At 29.8% G+C, this 18,731-nt stretch carries 24 protein-coding genes and 1 pseudogene; 22 read left to right on the forward strand and 3 right to left on the reverse strand.

Features of this window, described 5'->3' with window-relative positions:
- The first annotated feature begins 3 nt into the window (after nt 1-3).
- On the forward strand, nt 4-723 hold the full coding sequence (rsmG, locus tag TCEL_RS10510; protein WP_018664127.1) for a 16S rRNA (guanine(527)-N(7))-methyltransferase RsmG: 720 nt from the start codon (nt 4-6) through the stop codon (nt 721-723).
- A gap of 23 nt (nt 724-746) precedes the next feature.
- Nucleotides 747-1,535 (forward strand): nucleoid occlusion protein, encoded by a 789-nt coding sequence (noc, locus tag TCEL_RS10515; RefSeq protein ID WP_018664129.1) that lies wholly within the window; start codon nt 747-749, stop codon nt 1,533-1,535.
- Between the two features lie 186 nt (nt 1,536-1,721).
- On the opposite strand, the gene TCEL_RS10520 is transcribed toward noc, so the two are convergent.
- On the reverse strand, nt 1,722-1,991 hold the full coding sequence (locus TCEL_RS10520; RefSeq protein WP_018664131.1) for a TMEM165/GDT1 family protein: 270 nt from the start codon (nt 1,989-1,991) through the stop codon (nt 1,722-1,724).
- 90 nt (nt 1,992-2,081) lie between these two features.
- On the opposite strand from TCEL_RS10520, the gene TCEL_RS10525 reads away from it, so the two are divergent.
- The 4 genes and pseudogenes from TCEL_RS10525 to TCEL_RS10540 all read left to right on the forward strand — a co-directional run bounded on the left by TCEL_RS10525 (nt 2,082) and on the right by TCEL_RS10540 (nt 4,536).
- On the forward strand, nt 2,082-2,849 hold the full coding sequence (locus TCEL_RS10525; protein WP_018664134.1) for a ParA family protein: 768 nt from the start codon (nt 2,082-2,084) through the stop codon (nt 2,847-2,849).
- A gap of 1 nt (nt 2,850) precedes the next feature.
- Nucleotides 2,851-3,698 (forward strand): annotated as a pseudogene (locus TCEL_RS10530) (ParB/RepB/Spo0J family partition protein).
- Between the two features lie 46 nt (nt 3,699-3,744).
- Nucleotides 3,745-4,236, forward strand: coding sequence for a DUF4446 family protein (locus TCEL_RS10535; protein WP_018664138.1), 492 nt, complete (start codon nt 3,745-3,747; stop codon nt 4,234-4,236).
- Between the two features lie 45 nt (nt 4,237-4,281).
- A complete protein-coding gene (locus tag TCEL_RS10540; protein ID WP_018664140.1) occupies nt 4,282-4,536 on the forward strand; it encodes a YkuS family protein in 255 nt (84 codons plus the stop codon).
- Here the strand turns inward: TCEL_RS10540 and yyaC are convergent.
- Both yyaC and ytvI read right to left on the reverse strand, forming a co-directional pair.
- Nucleotides 4,533-5,114: a spore protease YyaC gene (yyaC, locus tag TCEL_RS10545; RefSeq protein ID WP_018664142.1), complete on the reverse strand. Its 582-nt coding sequence runs from the start codon at nt 5,112-5,114 to the stop codon at nt 4,533-4,535. The two genes, TCEL_RS10540 and yyaC, sit on opposite strands and share 4 nt — an antisense overlap.
- A 58-nt stretch (nt 5,115-5,172) precedes the next feature.
- Nucleotides 5,173-6,216, reverse strand: coding sequence for a sporulation integral membrane protein YtvI (gene ytvI / locus TCEL_RS10550; RefSeq protein WP_018664144.1), 1,044 nt, complete (start codon nt 6,214-6,216; stop codon nt 5,173-5,175).
- 65 nt (nt 6,217-6,281) lie between these two features.
- Between ytvI and TCEL_RS10555 the strand changes: the two genes are divergently transcribed.
- From TCEL_RS10555 to rplI, 16 genes are all read left to right on the forward strand, one after another.
- The gene (locus tag TCEL_RS10555; protein WP_018664152.1) at nt 6,282-6,575 is read left to right on the forward strand and encodes an ArsR/SmtB family transcription factor; all 294 of its coding nucleotides are present in this window, start codon (nt 6,282-6,284) and stop codon (nt 6,573-6,575) included.
- Nucleotides 6,572-8,290: a sigma-54-dependent Fis family transcriptional regulator gene (locus TCEL_RS10560; RefSeq protein ID WP_018664154.1), complete on the forward strand. Its 1,719-nt coding sequence runs from the start codon at nt 6,572-6,574 to the stop codon at nt 8,288-8,290. Before TCEL_RS10555 ends, TCEL_RS10560 begins: the two co-directional genes overlap by 4 nt.
- A gap of 182 nt (nt 8,291-8,472) precedes the next feature.
- Nucleotides 8,473-9,765, forward strand: coding sequence for an L-cysteine desulfidase family protein (locus TCEL_RS10565; RefSeq protein WP_018664156.1), 1,293 nt, complete (start codon nt 8,473-8,475; stop codon nt 9,763-9,765).
- Between the two features lie 152 nt (nt 9,766-9,917).
- Nucleotides 9,918-11,249 (forward strand): type I glutamate--ammonia ligase, encoded by a 1,332-nt coding sequence (gene glnA, locus TCEL_RS10570; protein ID WP_040684041.1) that lies wholly within the window; start codon nt 9,918-9,920, stop codon nt 11,247-11,249.
- Nucleotides 11,250-11,262: 13 nt separating this feature from the next.
- On the forward strand, nt 11,263-11,856 hold the full coding sequence (locus TCEL_RS10575; RefSeq protein WP_018664159.1) for an ANTAR domain-containing response regulator: 594 nt from the start codon (nt 11,263-11,265) through the stop codon (nt 11,854-11,856).
- The gene (gene yedF / locus TCEL_RS10580) at nt 11,843-12,421 is read left to right on the forward strand and encodes a sulfurtransferase-like selenium metabolism protein YedF (protein ID WP_018664161.1); all 579 of its coding nucleotides are present in this window, start codon (nt 11,843-11,845) and stop codon (nt 12,419-12,421) included. The genes TCEL_RS10575 and yedF overlap by 14 nt, the downstream gene beginning before the upstream one ends.
- Before the next feature lie 14 nt (nt 12,422-12,435).
- Nucleotides 12,436-12,693, forward strand: coding sequence for a putative Se/S carrier protein (locus TCEL_RS10585; RefSeq protein ID WP_018664163.1), 258 nt, complete (start codon nt 12,436-12,438; stop codon nt 12,691-12,693).
- Nucleotides 12,694-12,724: 31 nt separating this feature from the next.
- A complete protein-coding gene (locus tag TCEL_RS10590; protein WP_018664164.1) occupies nt 12,725-13,573 on the forward strand; it encodes a mechanosensitive ion channel family protein in 849 nt (282 codons plus the stop codon).
- Complete coding sequence (locus TCEL_RS10595; protein WP_018664165.1) at nt 13,574-13,795, forward strand: DUF951 domain-containing protein; 222 nt, start codon at nt 13,574-13,576, stop codon at nt 13,793-13,795.
- A gap of 74 nt (nt 13,796-13,869) precedes the next feature.
- The gene (gene rpsF, locus TCEL_RS10600; protein WP_018664166.1) at nt 13,870-14,157 is read left to right on the forward strand and encodes a 30S ribosomal protein S6; all 288 of its coding nucleotides are present in this window, start codon (nt 13,870-13,872) and stop codon (nt 14,155-14,157) included.
- Nucleotides 14,158-14,176: 19 nt separating this feature from the next.
- Nucleotides 14,177-14,614, forward strand: coding sequence for a single-stranded DNA-binding protein (locus TCEL_RS10605; protein WP_018664167.1), 438 nt, complete (start codon nt 14,177-14,179; stop codon nt 14,612-14,614).
- 30 nt (nt 14,615-14,644) lie between these two features.
- Nucleotides 14,645-14,884, forward strand: a complete 240-nt coding sequence (gene rpsR, locus TCEL_RS10610) for a 30S ribosomal protein S18 (protein ID WP_018664168.1) — start codon at nt 14,645-14,647, stop codon at nt 14,882-14,884.
- A gap of 98 nt (nt 14,885-14,982) precedes the next feature.
- Nucleotides 14,983-15,306: a MazG-like family protein gene (locus TCEL_RS10615; RefSeq protein WP_018664169.1), complete on the forward strand. Its 324-nt coding sequence runs from the start codon at nt 14,983-14,985 to the stop codon at nt 15,304-15,306.
- 2 nt (nt 15,307-15,308) lie between these two features.
- Nucleotides 15,309-16,271, forward strand: a complete 963-nt coding sequence (locus TCEL_RS10620; protein WP_040684042.1) for a YybS family protein — start codon at nt 15,309-15,311, stop codon at nt 16,269-16,271.
- Nucleotides 16,272-16,297: 26 nt separating this feature from the next.
- Nucleotides 16,298-18,280 (forward strand): DHH family phosphoesterase, encoded by a 1,983-nt coding sequence (locus TCEL_RS10625; protein ID WP_018664173.1) that lies wholly within the window; start codon nt 16,298-16,300, stop codon nt 18,278-18,280.
- On the forward strand, nt 18,277-18,723 hold the full coding sequence (gene rplI / locus TCEL_RS10630; RefSeq protein WP_018664175.1) for a 50S ribosomal protein L9: 447 nt from the start codon (nt 18,277-18,279) through the stop codon (nt 18,721-18,723). The genes TCEL_RS10625 and rplI overlap by 4 nt, the downstream gene beginning before the upstream one ends.
- The last annotated feature ends 8 nt before the right edge of the window (nt 18,724-18,731 follow it).

Consider the following 18,731-nt stretch of genomic DNA (forward strand, 5'->3'; position numbering starts at 1 on the left):
TATATGGAATTAAGAGAGCTTCTATATGAAGGTGCAAAGTTTTACGGTATTGAGTTAGATGATAAAAAAATAGAACAGTTTATGCTATATAAGGAGTTACTTAAGGAATGGAATGAAAAAATAAATTTAACTGCAATAACAGATGATGAAGGTATAATAAAAAAGCATTTTATAGATTCTATATCTATTGTAAAAAGTGAATGTATTAAAGATGGAATAAAGTTAATAGATGTAGGAACTGGTGCAGGATTTCCTGGTATTCCTGTAAAGATAATTAATGAAAATATTGAAGTGGTGCTTTTAGACTCATTAAATAAAAGAATTAATTTTTTAAATGATGTAATAAATAAATTAGGATTAAAAGGAATAGTTGCTGTACATGGTAGGGCAGAGGATATGGCAAGGAAAGAGGAATTTAGAGAAAAATTCGATGTAGCAACAGCAAGAGCAGTAGCAAATATGATGGTTCTTACAGAGTACTGTATGCCATATGTAAAGGTTGGGGGTAAATTTATTGCACTTAAGGGGCCTTCAGCTTATGAAGAAGTAAATGAGGCAAAAAATGCTATTGGTACATTAGGAGGAAAACTAAATAGTATTGTAGAAACAGTAATTATAGGTGAAGATATAAAACATAACTTGGTTATAGTCGATAAAATAAAGAGCACCGATAAAAGATACCCAAGAAAACCTGCTCAGATAGAAAAAAAGCCTCTTAGGTAATTTATTATAAAGGGATGGTGGAAATGAAGGCTGAAAGAGAAATTATAAATATTCCAATAAATAAAATAAGACAGAATATATATCAGCCAAGAAAGGTATTTAACCAAGAGTCACTAATTGAACTTTCAGAATCTATAAGAGAATATGGAGTTTTACAGCCAATAAGTGTTAGAAGAATTAATGATAATTTGTATGAGTTAGTTGCAGGTGAAAGAAGACTTAGAGCCTCACAGCTTGCAGGACTTACAGAGATACCTGCTATTGTAGTTAATCTTACAGATACTGAGTCTGCTGTTCTTGCATTAATTGAAAATCTTCAGAGAGAGGATCTAAACTATATAGAAGAAGCTGAGGGATACTACAACTTAATTAAAGAACATGGATTTACTCAAGAAGAACTTGCAGTTAAAATAGGTAAAAAACAGTCTACTATTGCTAATAAATTGAGACTTTTGAAGTTATCTGATGAAGTTAAAAACAAATTAATTAGTGAAGGATTAACAGAAAGACACGCAAGGGCATTACTTAAACTTGATGACGAAGAGTTACAAAAAAAGGTAATAGATGAAGTGGTAAAAAAAGGATTAACAGTTAAGAAGACAGAGGAATTGATTGACAAAATATTAAATGACTTACAAAAAAACAACAAAGAAGATAAAAATACAAAAAATAAATATAAATGGAATATAAATCCTAAAATAATAACAAATACCATAAAGCAGATAATGGAAAAGAATGGAATAGAAGCTGAGTATAAACAAAAAGAATTAGAAGAGTATTTAGAGATAGTAGTAAGGATACCAAAAAAGTGATGATCAAAAAGTGTAATAAAGAAAATTCTGAAAATAAAAGGTAAAAACAGCTGAATAAATAAATTAGCCCCATGAAAGGATTTGAAATGGTAGTATGAGTTTAAGTGGGTTTTAAGTGCTTAAACTCATAAGCCTAACCTAAAAATCCATCATGGGGTTAATTTATAAAATAATTTTTGTACACATTTATATTTTATTAAATAATAGCAGAATACCTACTGTTATAAATGCTATTGCAGCCCCCTTTTGTATATATTCAGCTGGTATAAGTCTATTTAGTTTATCACCTAATAAAACTGCTACAAGGGAAGAACATATAAGTGCTAAACTTGAACCTATGAAGATAACTATTTTTTGTTTAGAGTTAGCTGCTAGCATCATTGTAGCTATTTGTGTTTTATCTCCTAGTTCAGCCAAGAATATAGTTATAAAGGTTGATATAATTAATTTAATCATAAAATCCTCCTAAATCTATTTAAACAAATCCATTCTTACTGTAAAATATATTATATGACATCGTATAATATACATGGGGGTGTAAATTTAATGGGAAAAATAATAGCGATATTTAATCAAAAAGGTGGTGTAGGTAAGACAACTACTAGCATTAACTTAGCAGCGTATCTTGCAAGCTTTGGGAAGAAAGTATTATCTGTTGATATAGATCCTCAAGGAAATACTACAAGTGGATTTGGTGTAAATAAGGATGATTTAGAATTTTCAATGTATGATGTTATTATGGGGGTAGATGCAAGAAAAGCAGTATTAGAAATAAATGAAAATTTATTCTTACTACCTGCTAATGTTGAGCTTGCTGGGGCAGAAATAGAATTGACTGCGAGAATAAATAGAGAAAGCAAACTAAAGGAAGCTTTAAGCGCCATAAAAGAAGAGTATGACTATATTTTCATTGATTGTCCTCCATCATTAGGCTTATTATCAATAAATGCTTTAACTGCAGCAGATAGTGTGATTATACCAATACAATGTGAGTTTTATGCACTAGAGGGAGTAGGACAGCTAATGAATACAATTCAGCTTGTGAAAAAAAGTTTAAATCCAAATTTAGAGATACAAGGCGTTATAATGAGTATGTTTGATGGTAGAACTAACCTATCTATAGAAGTTGTTGAGGAGGCAAAGAAGTATTTTAAAGGTAAAGTTTATACAACTATAATACCTAGGAATGTAAAGCTAGCTGAAGCACCAAGTCATGGTGTACCAATTATGCTTTACGATAAAAATTCTAGAGGTGCAGAAGCATATATGGAACTTGCAAAGGAATTTTTAGAATATGATGAAGGAGGTTATTGATATGTCTGCTAAAAAGAGCGCGCTTGGCAGAGGATTAGGAGCACTAATACCAGAGGTTGAGAAAAATGAAACAGAAGGTATAAAAGAGGTAGATATAAATGATATTTTCCCAAATGAAGAACAGCCAAGAAAAAATATTGATAATGAAAAGATTGAACAATTAGCACAATCAATAAAAGAACATGGAATTATTCAACCTATTATAGTAAAAAAAGATGGGGATTTTTATAAGATCATAGCAGGAGAAAGAAGATGGAGGGCAGCAAGATTAGCTGGATTAAAAAAAGTTCCTATTATTGAAAAAGAAATAAGTGAAAAAGAGGCTATGGAAATATCATTAATTGAAAACATACAAAGAGAGGATTTAAATCCAATTGAAGAGGCTCTGGCCTATAAAAAATTAATAGATGAATTTGGTTTAACTCAAGAGGAACTTGCAAATAGATTAGGAAAATCTAGACCTGCTATAACAAACTCATTAAGACTTTTGTCGCTTGACAAAAGGGTAATTGATATGATATTAAATCAAGATATAACTGAAGGGCATGGTAAAATTATTGCAGGTATTGATGATAAAGATAAACAGTACGAGATTGCAATTAAAGTTGTAAATGAAGGTTTAAATGTAAGACAGACAGAAAAACTAATACAAAGTATAAATGTAATTAAGGATAAAAAAGAAAAAAGTAACACTAAGGATATATATATAAAAGATATAGAAGAAAGATTAAAAAATATATTTGGTACTAAGGTTAGCATTAATAAAGGTAGAAAAAGGGTAAAATTGAGATAGAATATTATAGTGATGAAGATTTACAAAGAATATTAGATTTATTTAATCTACAATAGAAATGTTTCACGTGAAACATAAAATAAAATTAAAGGGGTTGATATGATGGAATTGCTGAAGAGTTTATTTCAAGAATACGGATTTATAATTAACATAACAATTTTAGTTTTATTATTAATTGTACTATTTTTAGAAGTTTTAAATAGAATTGAACTAAATAGAGTAGAAAAAAGATATAGAAAGCTTATGAAGGGAAACAATAAAAATTTAGAAGAATTAATTATGAGTTATACTGAAAATATAGATAGTGCAGTAGAAAAGGTAAATCAAATAAATGAAAGTTTAAAAGATGTTGACAGTAGATTAAAAAAATGTATACAGAAAGTTGGAATTGTAAGATACAGAGCATTTGATGATGTTGGAAGTGATTTAAGTTTTTCTGTTGCACTTCTTGATGAAAATAATGATGGTATAGTTCTAACTGGCTTGTTTGGTAGAAGTGAATGTACAACTTTTGCAAAGCCTATAGAAAATGGAATATCAAAATATGATTTATCCGATGAAGAAAAACAAGCTCTAGATCAAGCTTTAAGGTAATAATAAAGCACCTCCTGTGAAATAATAAAAACAGGAGGTGCTTTTATGATTATTAGTGTTCAAGATAACTTAAAAGAGATAATTTTGAATTTAGAAAGTTTAGGTTACAACGTTCATAAATTTAGTGAAGGAATCCCTTCGGATGTTTATATTTATAAAGATGAAGAATTAGGTCTATCTAATTTAACTAATCATGTTAGAACACCTAATTCAGGAGCACTTTTAATTAACGTTGATAATAAAAGTATGAAAGAAATATTATATGCTATAAATAACAGAACTTATTCTCCTCTATTTTAATCTATTGCAACTTTGTAGTTGTATATTTGTTTTAAGGATGTATATATGCTAGTAGTTATAACTTCAGCCATCTTCATTACAACACTAAGTCGAGTATTCTGTAAAACAATGTATTCCATAAAACCAGAAGTGTTTACAATACCAGTTATACTTATATCACCTATAGGCTGAAGTTTTTTATTTACACCTGCTCCGGGATAAACTGGACCTAAAAGTAAATTAATGTTTCCTATATTTTCACTTTTACCTAAAGATGCGTCGATAGCTAATACAAAGGGATTTTGAATTGACTCTTTGATATAAATAATGTTTTCATCAAGATTTTTTGCATGAACAGGATTGTTTAAAGTTCCTAATATTGTTATGTTTTTAGATAAGGATAGTTTGCTTAGTTTATAACCTACAAGAGGTCCTAAACAATCACCTGTAGAACGATCTGTACCTATACAGAAAATAACGAGATTTTTATTGTAAATATCATGTTGTAATAACAAATCAGTTAATTTACATGATAACATATAACTTGCATTTATTTTATCTGTATTTATGGAGAAATAAATTTTATTGTCTAAAGGCATTATAAAACCTCCCATTTTCCTTTATTGTAAGTTTATCCAAATGGGAGGTTTTATATTCCTATAATATGTTTATTTTTTTAAGTATATTATAGAGTACCATTAGAAAAATTAAATAGAGCATACCAACAAATCCATAGGCTTTAATTCCAATAAAAATTGCAGCAAGAACTGCTACAGGATGTAATCCTAAAGAAGTAGAAACCAGTTTAGGTTCAAGGATTTGTCGTACTATAGTTACTATTAAGTATAAAATCAATAATCCTATAGCAACTATATATTTCTTTATAATTATATGATATATTGCAACGCTAAGGTATACAGCTCCTACTCCTAGTATTGGTAAAACATCAAATATTGCAGCTACAATACTTAGTATTAAAGCGTAGTTTATTCTTAAGATAGTAAAGCCTATAAATGTTTCTAAAAATGTTATTGTTACTATGAAGGAGTAGGCCTTAAAATAGTTTGTTATTGATTTTGTTAACTCATGTACAAATCGAGTAAATTTTATTTTTCCTTCAGTTGTAAATATATTTAATATAGATGATTTAAAATTAAGCATATCTTTACTAAAAAAGTAGGATGATAAGAATGATACGAATAATATCAAAAACATTACAGGCAGTTTAAGTACTAGTGAAAGTAGCTTATTAAAAATTGTTATCGTAATATCTAAACTGGAATATGCAAATTTTGTAATTTGCTCTTCGATTTTTGGTACTAAAGAAGGATCAATATTATCATAATATAGTCTCAATTTATCAAAGTATTCTTGAATATATGGAATAATTGTGTTAATTTTAGGTATAGAGGATATCAGTTGTTTTGTCTCATATGTTATCTTTGTAAATATACCAATTAAAATCAATATAAATATTGTATATACAAAAATTACAGCAATTAGAGAAGATAAAGATTCTTTGAATTTAAGTTTATATCTTAAGAACTTTACAATAGGTAGGGAAACTAAAGAAACAATAATACCTATTACAAAGGGTAGTGTATAAGATAGAGTAGAAAAGAACAAAACAAAAATTAGAGTGTATACTACAATAAATATCATAAAGTTTCTAAGTTTATTTAAAAATTCTTGATTAAACATCTTTAGCCCTCCTTTGAGTTTATTATAACACATTAGATTATAATTATCTAGAAGAGGTGGAATATATGAACAATTTAACTAATGAAATTTTTCAAGAAACTGCGGAAATATTAAAGGTCATAGGACATCCTATTAGATTATGCATATTAAAAGGGCTTTATGTTGAAGGAGAAAAAAATGTTACTACAATGCAGGAATGTTTAAATATTCCTCAATCAACGGTTTCACAACATTTAGGTATTTTAAAAAATAAAGGTATAATAAAGGGAAGAAGAAATGGACTTGAAATAAATTATTCTATATGCAATGAAAAGGTGATAAAGATACTTGAAACACTTTTAAAAGAGGAATTGATATGAAGGAGCTTAAAGATATAAAGGATTATGCTCAAAATATAGCAGAAATAATCAAGAGCGTTGTAGGTGTTGATGTTACTATTGTTGACTCAAATAATGTAAGAGTTGCAGCTACAGGAATGTACAAGGATTTAATTGGTAAGAAGATAGTTCAAAAGTCAGCCTTTAGACGAGCAATGGAATTAAAAAAGATATTAATCATTGATGAGCCAAGGATAGATGAGGTTTGTAGAGAATGCGAGAATAAGTTAAAATGCATAGAATATGCTGAAGTTTGCTCTCCAATTATTGTAGATGATAGGGTTGTTGGTGTAATAGGTTTAGTTGCCTTAGAAGAAGAACAAAAACAGCAATTAAATAAAAATAAAGAAAACCTTATTAAATTTTTAAATAAAATGAGCGATATGCTTAGTACTAAAATTTCAGAGCTTAATATTTGCGAAAAACAAAAACTTCTCATAAATCAAATTGAAACAATTGTTAATTCTATAGATGAAGGAATTATAGCTTTAGATTTAGAACAAAATATTTTATTTAAAAACAAAATTGTAGATGACAATTTTGATGAAGACGAGATAAAAAAGTTTATAGAAAAGATTTTAGATGAAAGTACTTATATCGATGTAATGCAGGGAAGAGAAAAACGTAACATGCAGTTTGGTATTGGCGAAAGAAATTTTTTAGTAACGCTAAAACCAATAATTTATAATAACAAAACACAAGGTATAATAATATCCCTTAAAAGTATGAAGGATATAAATAAAATAATAAGAGATGTTACTTTTATAAATATAAATACGACTTTTGAAGGTATAATAGGTAGGTCTGAAAAATTTTTAAAGGTTATTGAAATAGCAAAGAAAACATCTAAGGCTGACTCTACAGTTTTAATACTTGGAGAAAGTGGTACAGGTAAAGAGCTTTTTGCAAGAGCTATACATAATGAAAGTAAAAGAAAGAATAAACCTTTTATTGCAGTAAACTGTGCAGCAATACCTGAGTCCTTACTTGAAAGTGAACTGTTTGGATTTGAAGAAGGAGCCTTTACAGGAGCCAAAAAGGGAGGCAAAATAGGTAAGTTTGAATTAGCAAATGGAGGAACATTGTTTTTAGATGAGATAGGGGATATGCCTCTTCATCTTCAGGTAAAACTATTAAGGGTGCTTCAAGAAAAATGTATAGAAAGAATAGGAAGTAATAGGCAGGTAAGTGTAGATATAAGAATTATTGCAGCTACTCATAAAAACCTAGAGGATATGGTATTAAAAGGTGAGTTTAGACAGGATCTATATTATAGATTGAATGTTATACCTATTAAAATCCCTCCATTAAGGGAAAGAAGAGATGATATAAAAATATTAATGGATTATATATTAAATAAGTTCTGTATTAAATTTAATAAAAGAATATATGGATTTGATGAAGATGTTTATAGTGCTTTTTTAAAATATGAGTGGCCAGGTAATGTAAGGGAATTAGAAAATGTTATTGAATATCTAGTTAATATGTATAATGAATGTTTTATAACATATGATATGCTTCCTGAAAAATTAAAGGGAGATAACAACGCTATAAATACATTTAATTTAAAATATCATGAAAAGCTTTTAATAAAGGAAGCATTAAAGAAATTTAATTCAAGAGATGAAGCTGCAAAGGCATTAGGAATAGGTAGGGCAACTTTGTTTAGAAAAATAAAGGAATATGATTTAGATTAATCTCAAATTGATACTTTAAGTATCAATTTGAGATTAATGTTTGATAAAGATAAATATTATATGATAGACCTTTTAAAGTATCAATTTGATACTTTAAAAGGTCTTTTTATTTTAAAAAACTTGGCATATCTTTTGCTTTAAGGTTATTAGTAAAATGAAAAATTATTATGGAGGTAAATATAATGAAAGAGATGATAAAGGATATATTAAAACAAGAGGTTGTATTGGCGTTAGGATGCACTGAACCTGTAGCAGTTGCTTTAGCATCAGCTTCAGCTTATAGTTTAATAAATGGTGAGATAAATAAAATAAATGTTATTGTAAGTTCAAACATATTTAAAAATGCTTTTGCTGTTGGAATTCCAGGTACTAAAAATGTGGGGCTTCATATTGCAGCAGCCCTTGGAGCAGTTGGAGGAGACTCTAGATTAAAACTTCAAGTGCTTAAGAATATAAATTCTAATCATGAAAAATTAGCTAAAAAGATAGTAGAAGAAAATAGGGTTAATATTGGGGTTGATGATTCAAAGGCTCGCTTTTATATAAGGGTTGAGGTTGAAACAAGTAAAGGATTAGGTGTATGTGAGATTAGAGATAAGCATTCAAATATTGTTTATCTTGAAGCAAATGGTAGAGTTATATTTGAAAATAGAGAAGTTGCAGTTGACAATGCTAATAAATCATATGATATAAGAAAGTATAAGTTAATGGATTTTATAAATGAAATATTAAACATGGAATATGATGACTTAGAATTTCTATTGGAGGGAGCAGAGGTAAACTTTAAAATAGCTCAAGAAGGATTAAATAATAATTATGGTATGGAAATAGGAAAAAGATATAAAAGGATGATAGAAGAGGGAGTTCTCTCTGATGATATTCAAAATAATATAATAATGATGACAGCAGCAGCATCGGATGCAAGAATGGCTGGATGTTTTATGCCTGTTATGAGTAGTGCAGGTTCGGGTAATCATGGAATAACAGCTATAATCCCTGTAGCAGTTTGTGCAAAATATTTAAATAAAGATAATAAAGATTTGGTAAAGGCTTTAGCAATATCACATATAACAACAATTTATATAAAACAATTCACAGGAAGACTATCTAGTGTTTGTGGATGTGGAGTAGCTGCAGGAGTTGGTGCTGCATGTGGTATTTGTTACTTGTTAGGGGGAAAAGATAAAGAGTTTGAAAATACGATAAAGAATATGGTTGGAGATATTACTGGAATGGTATGTGATGGAGCAAAACCAGGATGTGCTATAAAATTATCAACAGCAGCATCTGCTGCCTATAAGGCTGCTATACTTGCTGTACGTGGAGTAAGTGTTCCATGTGGAAATGGTATAGTTGGATGTGACATTGAAGCTACAATAAAGAATTTAGGTGTTTTTTCACGAGAGGGAATGAAGAATGCCGATAAAACAATTATAGATATAATGTTAAAGAGAGATATTGAATATATGTGTTAGAATTATGGATTGGATAATTATTAAAAAAGCTCAATGGATGGATTGATTAACTTAACCATTCGTTGAGCTTTTTTATTTACAAAAATTTAACAGTAATTAATTTTATATCTATATTTTTTATTCTAATGTATATTATAATAGATTTAAGGAGGATGATAGAATTGAATAAAATGGAAATATTAGACATAATCAAAGAGGAAGATGTAGAATTTATATATCTACAATTTACTGATATATTTGGAATAATGAAAAATGTTGCAATCACAGTAAATGAACTTGAGAGGGCATTAAATAATGACATAGTGTTTGATGGATCTTCAATAGATGGATTTGTTAGAATAGAAGAATCAGATATGTATCTTTATCCTGATCTAGATACTTTTTTAGTGTATCCTTGGTATTCAAGTTTTGGTAAAGAGGCACGATTTATTTGTGATATATATGATTCAGATGGAAAGCCATTTGAAGGAGATCCGAGATATGTTTTAAAGAAGGTGTTAAAAGAAGCGGAGGAAATGGGATATACAGTTAAAATAGGACCTGAATGTGAGTTTTTTTTATTTAATACAGATGAGATGGGTAAACCAACATTAATAACTCATGATGATGCTAGTTATTTTGATTTGGCTCCAGTTGATTTAGGAGAAAATGCTAGAAGAGAGATGGTTTTAACTCTAAATAGAATGGGATACGATGTTGAAGCATCTCATCATGAGGTTGCACCAGGACAACATGAAATAGATTTAAAATATGATTATGCATTAAGAGCAGCAGATAAGATAGTTACATTTAAACAAGTAGTTAGGAAAATAGCAAAAAATCATGGTTTACACGCAACATTTATGCCTAAACCAATATATGGCATACCGGGTTCTGGATTACATACCAATATTTATTTATATAAAGATGGAAAGAATGTATTTTACGATAAAGATGATAAATATAATCTATCAAAAGAAGCCTATGGATTTATAGCTGGTATTATGGAACATGCAAAGGCGATATGTGCAGTAACAAACCCTAATGTTAATAGTTATAAAAGGTTAGTATCTGGGTATGAAGCACCCATGTATATATCATGGTCATGTAAAAATAGAAGCCCTTTAATTAGAGTTCCATCAAGATTAGATAAAAATGCCAGAATAGAACTTAGAAATCCAGATCCATCATGTAACCCATATTTAGCAATAGCTGTTATTATTAAGGCAGGGCTTGATGGTATAAAGAGAGGATTAAAGCCTTGTGATCCTGTTGATAAGAATTTATATGAAATAACAGATGAAGAGAGAATTGAAGCAGGTCTCAATTTACTTCCACAGTCCTTAAGAGAGGCTGTAAAGGAACTTAAAAACAATGAGTTAATTAAAGAAGCATTAGGTGGACATATTTATAATAGGTTCATAGAGGCTAAAGAGCTAGAGTGGAAGGAATATAAAAGTGTTGTCACATCATGGGAAATAGAAAGATATTTAACTAAGTATTGATGAGGGGCTAAATATGGATAGACTTAAAGTTGCAGTTGGAGATAATGATGAAGAGGTATTAAAGTCAATTCAGATAATGCTTGTACAAATGGGGTGTAATGTTGTTGCACTTGAAACGTCAGGGTCAGCCCTTTTAAGAAAGATTAGAAGTCTAAACCCAGATGTATCAATTATTGATGTAAACTTAAGAGGTATGTCGGCCTTTGAAATATCAGATGTAGTTGAAAAACAGGGTATTTGCCCTTGTATTATTACAATTAAAGGAAGTATAGATGAGTACTATGATAAGCTTAAAGACAAGTTAGTTTTTGCATATTTACAAAAACCTATAAATGCATTTAATTTAAGATATGCTATAGAATCAGCATATTTTAACTATAAAAATTTAATAAACATGGATAAAAAACTAAAAGAGAGAAAGATAATAGATAAGGCGAAGGGATTAATAATGAAAAAATACAATCTTACAGAAGAGAGGGCTTATGAATATATTAGAAAAAAGAGTATGGATAAAGGGGTAAGTATGGCTAGAATTGCCCAGGCAATAATTGATATAATAGAGGATAAGGACAAAAAAGTTGGAGGGGATGTAGATGAAAAAGATTGATTGTAGGGGGCTTGCTTGTCCAAAACCAGTAATCATGACTAAGAAGGAATTAGATAACATAAATTCTGGAGAAATTGAAGTTTTAGTAGATAATGAAGGCGCAAGAGAAAATCTATCAAAACTTGCTCAAAATTATGGATATGAATATAGAGTTTTAGAGGATGTAGAAGGAATACATGTTATTATAAAGAAGTTAGAAAAATGTAATACAACTGATTTAAAGGATAATGGTAACATTGTTATAGTAATTACAAGTGATACTTTAGGACATGGAGATGATGTTTTAGGTAGAACTTTAATGAAGAGCTATGTATATTCACTAACAGAGGTTGAAGAAAAGCCAAAAACAATAATATTTATAAATGCAGGTGTAAAACTAACAACAGAAGGTTCAGATGTATTAGAAAGCTTAAAGGTTTTAGAACAACATGGAGTAGAAATACTATCATGTGGAACATGTTTGAATTTTTATAATCTATCTGATAAATTAAAAGTAGGTACAGTATCAAATATGTATACAATTGTTGAAAAAATGCATAGAGCTACAAATACTATAAAAATATGAGGATGATGTAGATTATGGAATATATAATAATTACTTTTGAAAGTACAAATTTTGCTATACAGGCGGAAGCAGCACTTAAAAATTCAGATGTTAATGTTCAAATTATACCAACACCAAGAGAAATCACATTAAGCTGTGGTATTTCTATCTTAACTTCAGAAGAAAATTTAAGTAAAATTGATAAGCTTGTTAATGAAGGAAAAATTAGAATTAAAGAAGTTTATAGATATATAAAGGACGATGTTAAGAAGTTAGAAAGATTAAGGCCATAGCCTTAATCTTTCATTTTGGGGAGGTGAAAAAGTGAATTTTGTAAATAAATTTAAAGAGGCAGTAGAAAGTAATTTAACTCAAGAAAAAATAGTGGATGGTACATTGAAATTTTCAAGGGCTATAGCTATACTTGTGATTTGCTTAGTTATAATCAAAATAGGTGAAAAGATAATTCATTCATTTTTTGAAAGACAAAAGAGGTCAAAGTTTGGTTTAAATGAAAAGAAGGCGGCTACTTTACAGGAACTTTTTAAAAGTTTATTAAGATATTCCATGTATTTTGTGGCTGCAATTTGGATATTTGATATAAAGACTGTTATTGCAGTAACTGGAGTTGCTGGTGTTGCAATAGGATTTGGAGCTCAAAATTTAGTGAAGGATATAATATCTGGTGTATTTATTCTTTTTGAGGATCAATTTGCAGTTGGAGATTATGTTGTAATTGATGGTCTATCAGGGTTTGTTGAAGCTATAGGAATTAGAGTAACTAAACTTAGGGATTTTTCGGGAGATCTTCACATAATTCCAAATGGAACAATAAGCAAAGTTACAAATAAATCAAGAGGAAATATGAGGGCATTAGTTGACGTTGATATAGCATATGAGGAGGATATAGATCATGCAATTTTTGTAATAAAGGAAGTATGTGATGATGTAAAAAAGGATATTCAAGATATAGTTGAGGGTCCAGATGTTCTAGGTGTAGTAAAACTAGGTGAATCTGGAATAACAATACGAATTGTGGCAAAAACTATCCCAATGAAACAGTGGGCTGTTGAAATGGAACTTAGAAGAAGAATAAAATACAGGCTAGATAAAGAAGGTATAGAGATTCCATATCCAAGAAGAGTTATATTAAATAAGGAAGGAGGAAAGTAATTGATTAAGGTTTTTAATTTGGGAGATATAGTTGAAACAAGAAAAGTCCATCCTTGTGGTAGTAAAACGTGGGAAATTATAAGACTTGGGGCGGATATTAAGATTAAATGTACAGGATGTGGGCGAATAGTTATGCTTCCTAGGGTTAAGTTTGAAAAGGTAGTTAAGAAAGTAGTTAAATCTGCATCTGAACAAAATGAAGACTTGACTAATTTAAAATAATGTGTTATTATGTAACAGTTGTAATCCCTGCTCATTTAATGAGCCGTTTAGTCCGGAGGGAGGAGGTGAACGAGATGAGAAAGTATGAAGCACTTTACGTATTAGCACCAAACCTAAGCGAAGAAGAAGTAAAGGCTAACGTAGAAAAGTTTAAGAACGTTGTTATCAATGGCGGAGGAGAAGTTGAGAACATAGACGAATGGGGAAAGAGAAAGCTTGCTTATGAAATTAAGCACATGAATGAAGGATACTATGTTCTTATGAACTTCTCAGGTAATGCCGAATTACCAAAAGAATTAGACAGAGTGCTAAGAATCTCCGACGGTGTTATAAGACATATAGTTGTTAAGTTAGAAAAGTAATTAATAGGTGGTGTTTAATTTGAATAAGGTTATTTTAATAGGCAGGTTAACAAGAGACCCTGAATTAAGATTTACTGCTGGGTCTGGTATTGCCGTAGCCACCTTTACTGTTGCTGTTGACAGAAACTACGTAAGCCAAACAGGACAGAGAGAAACAGATTTCATTCCAGTTATATGCTGGAGGAAGCTTGCTGAAAATGTTGCAAACAACCTAGGAAAAGGAAGGCTTGTGGCAGTGTCTGGGTCTATTCAAACAAGAAAGTATCAGGCCCAAGATGGCAGCACAAGGTATGTGACAGAGGTTGTTGCGGATGAAGTTAAGTTTTTAGATTGGCCAAAGGACGGAGGTTCAGCACAAAGAGGAACTTCAAGTGTTTATGGCCAAGATTACGAATCTCCTATAGATGATTATAATCACGATTTTATACCGGTTGAAGGAGAAGAAGTTCCATTCTAGTCTAATTCTTGAGGTAAGGAGGGTAGAAAGATGGCAAACGCTAAGGGAAACTTTAAGCAAAGAAAGAAGAAGAGAGTTTGTGCTTTCTGTATGGATAAAGTTGAATACATCGATTACAAGGATGTAGCAAGACTTAAGAAGTACATTACAGAAAGAGGAAAGATTCTTCCAAAGAGAATAACAGGAAACTGTGCAAAGCATCAAAGAGAGCTTACAATAGCTATAAAGAGAGCAAGAAATGTAGCTCTACTTCCATATACAGCAGAATAAGAAAGTGCCTAAATTTTAGGCACTTTTTTATTTTTACAATAGTAATAAATATGCTATAATTGTATTAATGTAATTTAACTTGTGGTGGGGGGATTTTGATGTTTAGTTCAGATGAACTTAATATATTAGATAATATAAAATTAATAGAGAATTATAAAGCCTTTTTACTTTCATCTGTTGCCGATCTTTTTACAAGTATGGCAAAGGGAAATAAGTCAAGTACAGATGAAATAATAGATGAGCTTTCAGAAATAATAATATTGTCTTATATGCTAGGAAGAAGACTAGGTATAAGTTTTTCTGAAATTGATGATAAAATAGTTAAAAAGTTAAAGCTTGGTTTATTAAAGGAGGAGACAGATACACAATATCAAGATTGTGCAAAGCTTATATCTTATATAAAGGAAGGAAGAGAGGTTTAATTATGCAGAATAGGACACAGACACGTTCTATAGTGGAAGCAGGTCTTCTTACCGCAATTAATGTTGTTCTTATATTAGCTAGTATATATTTACCATTTTTATATTTTATAGGATTATTTTTGTGGCCTATGCCTATAGCTCTTGTACATTTAAGACATGGTTTTAAATACAGTATATTATCAATAATTGCTACTGGTTCAATTGTTGCATTTACTGTGGATCCTGTAACAGCTGTAACATTTGCTTTAATTTACGGTCTTTTAGGGCTTGCTATGGGATATTGTATAAAAAATAGAAAAAGTGTCTTATTGACAATAATAATTATGTCAGCTGTTGTGTTTATTTCAACTGCAGTTATTGTAAAGATATCTGGATTAATATTAGGACAGGATATAATAAAAACAATGACAGAGATGATAGATGAATCTGTAAAAATGGCAAAGCAAATGTATGGGGCAATAGGAGTTCCTCAAGAACAAATAGATTCAGTTTTAAATAGGGTTATACCTAATGCAGATATTATAAAAATGATATTTCCTTCTACTATGATCATATATTCAATAGTAACTTCACTTATAAGTTATTTGTTTGCACATAAAATTTTCAATAGGTTTGGTTATAATGTTGAGAGGATAAAGCCTTTATCAGAATGGTTTGTGTCTGTAAAACTAGCAACAGCAATTTTTGTTATAGTTCTAATCAGTTTTCTACTTGTTTTAATGAAAGTAAATAATTCTGCAATGTATTACTTTAATGCTCAAATACTTTTTAATTTTATATTTAGCATAAATGGTATAGCAGCGGTAGACTATTATTTTATTAAAAAGAATATGAAGGGTACCTTAAGATTTTTGATAATACTTATGATAGCAACATCGCCTTTATCTAACCTTTTATTTATAGTTGGAGTTCTAGATTATATATTTAACTATAGAGGATTAGACTATATGAGAATCAGAAGATAGAAATTCCTCGCAGGAGGAGATATATTATGGATAATAAATTTTACAAATTTTTTCCTAACACAAAACTTTATATGACATTTATTGCTTTGCTTTTGGCTATACTTATGTTTTATAATATACCATTAGGATTTATAGGTCTTGCTTTTTATGCTTATCTTATCTATTACAATTTACAGATTAATAAGATAAGGAGCCAAGAATTTTCAAAGTTTGTAGAGACATTGTCGGCTGACATTGACATTGCTGGTAAGAACACACTATCCAAAATTCCTATACCACTTGTTATAGTAGATAGTAGTGGAAAAATTCTATGGGCTAATTCGCTTTTTTATGGTAATACCAAGGTGAATTTATATGGTAAGGATATAAAATACTTTATCAAGGACTTTGATTCAGAGAAAATTTTAAAAGATAGGAAGAATGTTTATGAAAAGGTTATTATAAATGATAAGGTATTTAATGTATTAATAAGTCCTGTGGAAACAGAAAAAGAAAAGGATAGGTATATATATCTTTTGTATTTTATAGATTATACAAACTATTATACTCTTTATGAAATGTACAATGATAAAAAATCAATTGTTGCGTTATTAGAAGTAGATAATTTTGATGAAGTTATAAAGAGTACAGAAGATATAAATAGACCAACACTTTTAGCTGAAATAGATAACAGAATTAATGCCTTTGCATTTTCAATTGATGCATTGATTAGAAAGTATGAAAATAGTAAGTACATTCTTGTTTTTGAAAATCAATATTTTGATTCTTTAGTTGAAAATAAATTTGATATATTAGATAAAATAAGAGAAATTGATGTTGGAAATAAAATACCTGTGACTTTAAGCATTGGTATTGGAAGAAATGGAGATACAATAGGAAAAACACATCAGTTTGCAGTAGCTGCTAAGGATTTAGCATTAGGTAGGGGTGGAGACCAAGCGGTAGTTAAAGATGGAGATAGATTATCCTTTTTTGGTGGAAAGACTAAAGAGGTTGAAAAAAGAACAAGGGTTAGAGCAAGGGTTATTGCACATGCTTTATCAGATTTGATAGATCAGACAGAAGAAGTTGTTATTATGGGACATGAGTCACCCGATATTGATTCATTAGGTGCAGCTCTTGGAATGTACAGAGGAGTAAAACTTCTTGAAAGGGATGCTTATATAGTATTAAATGGTATAAATAGTTCTATAGAAAAAATAATGGATAAAGTAAATAAAACAAATGCATATAATGGGGTTTTTATAAATTGTGAAACTGCTCTACAAAAGGTAATGTCTGGGGCACTTCTTATTATAGTTGATGTTCATAGAAAAAAGTTTGTAGAATGTCCTCAGCTTGTTGATCATGCTAAGAATATAGTTATAATTGACCATCATAGAAAGAGTGCAGATTTTATAGATAATGCAACTATGACATATATAGAACCTTATGCTAGTTCAACATGTGAACTAGTTACTGAGATACTTCAATATTTAAGCGAAAAGCCACATATAGAACAAATAGAACTTCAGGCGCTTATGGCTGGTATATATATGGATACTAAGAATTTCTCATTTAAAACTGGTGTTAGAACATTTGAGGCAGCAGGATTTTTAAAAAAGAATGGAGTAGATATTGTAGAGGTTAAAAAGTTATTTATGGATGATTTAGAGACATACAAAGAGAGGACAAAACTAGTTGCAAATGCAGAGATTAATGATAAAATAGCTATTGCAGTGTATGAAGGGATGGTTAAAAATCCTTTGGTTATACCTCAGGCTGCAGATGAACTTTTAACTTTAGAAGGTGTAGAGGCATCCTTTGTTCTTGCTAAGTTAAATGATGAAGTTGTAATAAGCGGGAGATCATTAGGAACAATTAATGTTCAGTTGATTTTAGAAAACTTAGGTGGCGGAGGCCACATGACAATAGCAGGTGCACAACTTGATGACATAAATATTTCTGATGCTAAGAAGTTACTTTTAGAGTCAATAAAAAATTACTTAAAGGAGAGTGACGAAAAATGAAGGTTATATTAACAGCTGATATTAAGGGTGTAGGTAAGAAGGATGAAGTTATAAATGTTTCAGATGGATATGCAAGAAACTATTTATTTCCAAAAAAACTTGCTGTTGAGGCTACTGAAGGAAATTTAAGAGTTCTTCAAGAGAAAAAAGCAAAGGAAGCAGAGAAAAAGAGAGAAGAGCTTTTGGCTGCTCAAGAACTTTCAAAGAAATTATCTCAACTTACTGTTGAAGTAGCAGTTAAGGTTGGAGATAATGGAAAGATTTTTGGTTCTGTTACATCAAAGGATATAGCAGATGCATTAAAAAAGCAGCATAACATAGAAATTGATAAAAAGAAAATAGAGTTACCTGAAGCTATAAAGATTGCAGGTGTATATACTGTTGATGTAAAGGTATATCCAGAAGTTGTTGCAAAACTTAAGGTATCTATTTTACAAAAATAGAGAGGAGT

This window comes from Thermobrachium celere DSM 8682 (genome assembly GCF_000430995.1).
GTDB classification, from domain to species: Bacteria; Bacillota; Clostridia; order Clostridiales; family Caloramatoraceae; genus Thermobrachium; species Thermobrachium celere.

Excerpts from the sequence above, each read along its gene's own strand:
- ytvI (WP_018664144.1), bottom strand. The coding sequence starts at position 6,216 with ATGTTTAATCAAGAATTTTTAAATAAACTTAGAAACTTTATGATATTT.
- TCEL_RS10620 (WP_040684042.1), top strand. The coding sequence starts at position 15,309 with ATGCAGAATAGGACACAGACACGTTCTATAGTGGAAGCAGGTCTTCTT.
- TCEL_RS10555 (WP_018664152.1), top strand. The coding sequence starts at position 6,282 with ATGAACAATTTAACTAATGAAATTTTTCAAGAAACTGCGGAAATATTA.
- yyaC (WP_018664142.1), bottom strand. The coding sequence starts at position 5,114 with ATGCCTTTAGACAATAAAATTTATTTCTCCATAAATACAGATAAAATA.
- rsmG (WP_018664127.1), top strand. The coding sequence starts at position 4 with ATGGAATTAAGAGAGCTTCTATATGAAGGTGCAAAGTTTTACGGTATT.
- TCEL_RS10615 (WP_018664169.1), top strand. The coding sequence starts at position 14,983 with ATGTTTAGTTCAGATGAACTTAATATATTAGATAATATAAAATTAATA.
- TCEL_RS10585 (WP_018664163.1), top strand. The coding sequence starts at position 12,436 with ATGGAATATATAATAATTACTTTTGAAAGTACAAATTTTGCTATACAG.
- rplI (WP_018664175.1), top strand. The coding sequence starts at position 18,277 with ATGAAGGTTATATTAACAGCTGATATTAAGGGTGTAGGTAAGAAGGAT.
- rpsR (WP_018664168.1), top strand. The coding sequence starts at position 14,645 with ATGGCAAACGCTAAGGGAAACTTTAAGCAAAGAAAGAAGAAGAGAGTT.
- TCEL_RS10520 (WP_018664131.1), bottom strand. The coding sequence starts at position 1,991 with ATGATTAAATTAATTATATCAACCTTTATAACTATATTCTTGGCTGAA.
- TCEL_RS10535 (WP_018664138.1), top strand. The coding sequence starts at position 3,745 with ATGGAATTGCTGAAGAGTTTATTTCAAGAATACGGATTTATAATTAAC.
- glnA (WP_040684041.1), top strand. The coding sequence starts at position 9,918 with ATGATAGAATTGAATAAAATGGAAATATTAGACATAATCAAAGAGGAA.
- TCEL_RS10540 (WP_018664140.1), top strand. The coding sequence starts at position 4,282 with ATGATTATTAGTGTTCAAGATAACTTAAAAGAGATAATTTTGAATTTA.
- rpsF (WP_018664166.1), top strand. The coding sequence starts at position 13,870 with ATGAGAAAGTATGAAGCACTTTACGTATTAGCACCAAACCTAAGCGAA.
- TCEL_RS10565 (WP_018664156.1), top strand. The coding sequence starts at position 8,473 with ATGAAAGAGATGATAAAGGATATATTAAAACAAGAGGTTGTATTGGCG.
- noc (WP_018664129.1), top strand. The coding sequence starts at position 747 with ATGAAGGCTGAAAGAGAAATTATAAATATTCCAATAAATAAAATAAGA.
- TCEL_RS10625 (WP_018664173.1), top strand. The coding sequence starts at position 16,298 with ATGGATAATAAATTTTACAAATTTTTTCCTAACACAAAACTTTATATG.
- TCEL_RS10525 (WP_018664134.1), top strand. The coding sequence starts at position 2,082 with ATGGGAAAAATAATAGCGATATTTAATCAAAAAGGTGGTGTAGGTAAG.
- yedF (WP_018664161.1), top strand. The coding sequence starts at position 11,843 with ATGAAAAAGATTGATTGTAGGGGGCTTGCTTGTCCAAAACCAGTAATC.
- TCEL_RS10560 (WP_018664154.1), top strand. The coding sequence starts at position 6,572 with ATGAAGGAGCTTAAAGATATAAAGGATTATGCTCAAAATATAGCAGAA.
- TCEL_RS10575 (WP_018664159.1), top strand. The coding sequence starts at position 11,263 with ATGGATAGACTTAAAGTTGCAGTTGGAGATAATGATGAAGAGGTATTA.